Raw genomic sequence first — 3958 nt, forward strand, 5'->3', positions numbered from 1 at the left:
CGAGTCGGGCGTGTGGCGGCTCACCCCGCCCGCCGAGCGCGGCGCGCTGATCGGCCGGGTCGCCGACATGCTCGAGGAACGCCAGGGCGAGGTCTGCCAGATCCTCTCCGACGAGATGGGCACCCCTCCCGGGACCGCCGCGATGATCCAGGTGACACCCACGCTCGGCGTGCTGCGGTACTACGCGAAGCTGGCCGCGGACTTCCCGTGGTCCGAGGTCCGGCACGGCGACTACGGCGCCTCGGTGGTCACCCGTCAGCCCGTCGGGGTGGTGGCCGCCGTCACCGCGTGGAACGTCCCGCTCTACCTCAACTCCGCCAAGCTCGGCCCGGCCCTGCTCTCGGGCAGCTCGGTGGTCCTCAAGCCGTCGTCCGCGACCCCGCTGTCCGCGCTGTGGCTGGCGGACCTGTTCCGCGAGGCCGGACTGCCCGAGGGTGTGCTGTCCGTGGTGACCGGCCCGAGCTCCGTGGGCGACCACCTGGTCTCGCACCCGGAGGTCGACAAGATCTCGTTCACCGGCTCCACGGGGGTCGGCAAGCACATCGCTGGGATCGCCGCGCAGAACCTCACCCGCTGCTCGCTCGAGCTCGGCGGCAAGAGCGCGGCGATCATCCTCGAGGACGCCGACATCGCCGCCAACGCCGGGACCATGGTGTTCTCCGCCCTGATGAACTCCGGCCAGGCGTGCGTGTCCCAGAACCGCATCCTCGCCCCGCGGTCGCGCTACGACGAGGTCGTGGAGGCCCTGGTCGAGAACGTCAAGGCCATGCCGGTCGGCGACCCGTCCGCCGAGGGCACCGCGTTCGGCCCGCTGGCCAACCACAAGCAGAAGGACAGCGTCGAGGGGTACATCCGCAAGGGTGTCGAGGAGGGCGCGACCATCGCCTACGGCGGCGGGAAGGTCGAGGGACTGCCCGCCGGCGTCGCCGAGGGTGCCTTCGTCCAGCCGACCGTGTTCACCGACGTCGACAACTCCATGACCATCGCCCAGGAGGAGATCTTCGGGCCCGTGCTCCAGGTCATCGCGTACGACACCGTCGACGAGGCCGTGCGGATCGCCAACGACTCCGAGTTCGGTCTGGCCGGAGCCGTGTACTCGGCCGACCCGGACGCCGCGCTCGCCGTGGCGCAGCGGGTGCGCACCGGCACCATGGGCATCAACTGGTACGCCTTCGACCCGAGCGCGCCGTTCGGCGGCTTCAAGAACTCCGGCCTCGGCCGCGAGAACGGACCCGAGGGGCTGGACGCCTACTGCGAGCTGCAGAGCGTGCTCATGCCGTTCGGATGGGAAGCGCCCGCGGGGTGAGCCCCGTCTGAGCGTGGTGGGGATCGCCCGGCCGGGCGGCCCCCACCACCCGGCACGACAGCGGCGCCGGACCCGATCACGGGTCCGGCGCCGCAGTGGTCCGGTCGGGGTGGAGCGGTCACTCCACGCGGTAGCCGACGCCCCGGACGGTGTGGACCTTGTTCTCACCGATCTTGCGGCGCAACGACCGGATGTAGACGTTGACGATGTTCGAACCGGGGTCGAAGTCCATACCCCACACGCTCTCGAGCAACTGCTCACGGCTGATGGTCTCGCCCTTGTTGCGCAGCAACATCTCCAGCAGCGAGTACTCGCGGTTCGTGAGTTCCTGGATCCGGCCGTCGACCTCGACCCGGCGGGTGCGGATGTCCAGGCGCATGCCGGCGTGCTCGAGGATGCCGGGGTCCTCCGACGCCTCGTGCTCGCGCAGGCGGAGCCGGATGCGGGCCAGCAGCTCCGGGACACGGAAGGGCTTGACCATGTAGTCGTTGGCCCCGGAGTCCAGTCCCTCGACGGTGTTCGCGACGCTGTCGCGGGCCGTGAGGATGATGACGGGAGCCGCGAACCCGCGGTCGCGCGCCTCGCGGAGCAGCGTCAGGCCGTCGATGTCCGGCAGGCCGATGTCCAGCAACATCAGATCGATGTCGGAGATGGTCGACAGGATGGACCGCGCGCTGTCCCCGTCCACCGCCTCGAGTGCGGTGTACTCGGCGCCGCCGAGTGCCTTGACCAGTACCGAGCGGATGAGGTCGTCATCCTCCACGACGAGCACATTCGTCATGCAACCCTCCTTCTAAGACAATGGAGTATTCCACGCGGAGCACGTGATTCGAGCGTGTCATCAGGTCGTGTCCCCGGGTGCGCCGGATCGCCGGTTCCGCTCGTACCGCCCCCTGCCGGATCGGCGGCGACGCTCGGGCCCCCGACCGACCGTGGGGGCGGCCTCGTCGAGGTCGGTGTCCACCTCGTCCCCGGCGTCGGAATCGAAGCTCGCGGGGACGTAGGGGACGGCGATGCAGAACGCGGCGCCCCCGCCCTTGGCGTTGAACGCGAACGCGCGGCCCCCGTGGGCCCGGGCGATCGTCGCGACGATCGCCAGGCCCAGCCCGGTTCCCCCGCGTCCGTCGCGGAGCTGACCGCGGGCGGTGTGGAACCGCTCGAAGATGGTCTCCTCCTCGCCGGGCGGGATCCCCGGGCCGCTGTCGCGCACCCACCACAGCAACCGGCGTCGGTAGTTCTCGCGATGCGGCGGGTCGGGCAGTGGGCCGACCGCCAGATCGTCGGTGACCGTCGGGTCCCCCGGGGCGATCACCCGGCAGCCGATCTCGATCAGGTCCCCCGGTCCGGTGAACCGCACGGCATTGGAGCAGAACTGGATGAGCGCCTGGGTGATCCGGTGCTGGTCCAGCAGGGCGACGTCCTCGGCGTACGGGAGCACCGACCACTCGCGGTCGGCGATCACGTCGATCTTCGCCTCGACGTCCAGAACCAGTTCCGCGACGTCGGTGGGGGCGGTCTGGAGGAAGTCGGGGCGGTCGGAGCGCGCCAGGGTGAGCAGGTCCTCGACGATGCGGGTCATCCGGGACAGCTCGTCCTGCATGATCCGGGTGGTCTCGGCCCGCTCCTGCGGATCCTCCGGCATGAGATCCAGGTTCCCCTGGACCACGGTCAGGGGCGTGCGGAGCTCGTGGCCGGCGTCGTCGAGGAACTCCCGCTGCGTCCGATAGGCCTCCTCCACGCGCTCGAGCATCGCGTTGACCGTGTCGGCCAGGGAGACGATCTCGTCCGGCCCGTCGACGGGGACCCGTCGTGACAGGTCCGCGGCCGAGATCGTCTCCGCGGCCTCACGGATCCTCCGGACGGGGACGATCATCCGGCCGGCCAGGAGCCAGGCGACGAGCGCGCTGAGGACGATGCCGCCGGCGCCGGTGCTCAGCAGGAGGTCGGCGACGCGACCGGTGTCCTCGCGGGTGGGTGCGTCACTGATCGCGACCACGATGTTGGCCGGCCCGGCCGGGCCGTCGACCTCGGCCTTCCGCCACCGCACGGTGCCGTCGATGACACCGGACCCCTCATCCGACACCAGCCCGATCCGTTGGATCTGGGACCGCATGGCCGGGGGGAACAGGGTGTCGTCGTCCGAGCTGAACCTCGAGAGCGTGAACTGCGTCCCCGAGGTGGTGGCGGTCCCCACGAGGAGCAGCTCGGCCGACGGGTACTGCTGCGCCAGATACGCGCGGATCAGCTGCTCGGTGGTGGGGTTCTCCGACTCGGCCGACGGCAGGATCCCCGCGTCCATGAACGTCGAGAAGTCCGCGGCCTCGCGGTTGAGACGGGCGTCGGTCGTCCGTTCGGCGGTGAGATGGAGCACCTGCAGCGTGAACAGCACCATGGCGGCGAACACGGCGGCAGAGGTGAGGGTGATTCCCAGCGTGATGCGCAGGCGCGCCGAGTACCACCATCGGACCGAGGGCGCTCTTCCCAGCCGCGGGGTCACTCCGGCGAGGAACGGGCGTAGGACCGCGAGGAGTCCCGGAGCGCCCCGTCGCTGCGCGGGTGTGCCGAGGCGTGCGGGGGCGGCCCCGTGGTCCCCGCGTGATCTGGGCGCCCTGTCTCAGCGGCGTGCGGCGGTGGTGTGCGGTCGGTCTGGGG

At 70.8% G+C, this 3958-nt stretch carries 3 protein-coding genes; 1 reads left to right on the forward strand and 2 read right to left on the reverse strand.

Annotation, left to right across the window (positions count from 1 at the left end):
• Positions 1-1306: aldehyde dehydrogenase (locus G6018_RS04865; RefSeq protein ID WP_182638940.1), on the forward strand; the 1306-nt coding region annotated here is incomplete at its 5' end.
• A 118-nt stretch (positions 1307-1424) separates the two neighbouring features.
• Here G6018_RS04865 and G6018_RS04870 read toward each other — a convergent pair.
• Together G6018_RS04870 and G6018_RS04875 are read right to left on the reverse strand one after the other, a co-directional pair.
• Positions 1425-2087, reverse strand: a complete 663-nt coding sequence (locus G6018_RS04870; RefSeq protein WP_179523602.1) for a response regulator transcription factor — start codon at positions 2085-2087, stop codon at positions 1425-1427.
• Between the two features lie 60 nt (positions 2088-2147).
• Positions 2148-3803, reverse strand: coding sequence for an ATP-binding protein (locus tag G6018_RS04875; RefSeq protein WP_304813701.1), 1656 nt, complete (start codon positions 3801-3803; stop codon positions 2148-2150).
• Positions 3804-3958: the final 155 nt, after the last annotated feature.

The organism is Dietzia sp. DQ11-44 (genome assembly GCF_014145205.1).
In the GTDB taxonomy this organism is placed as follows: Bacteria; Actinomycetota; Actinomycetes; order Mycobacteriales; family Mycobacteriaceae; genus Dietzia; species Dietzia natronolimnaea.

What these genes read in the sequence shown, in the direction of transcription:
- G6018_RS04870 (WP_179523602.1), bottom strand. Translation starts at nt 2,087, where the DNA reads ATGACGAATGTGCTCGTCGTGGAGGATGACGACCTCATCCGCTCGGTA.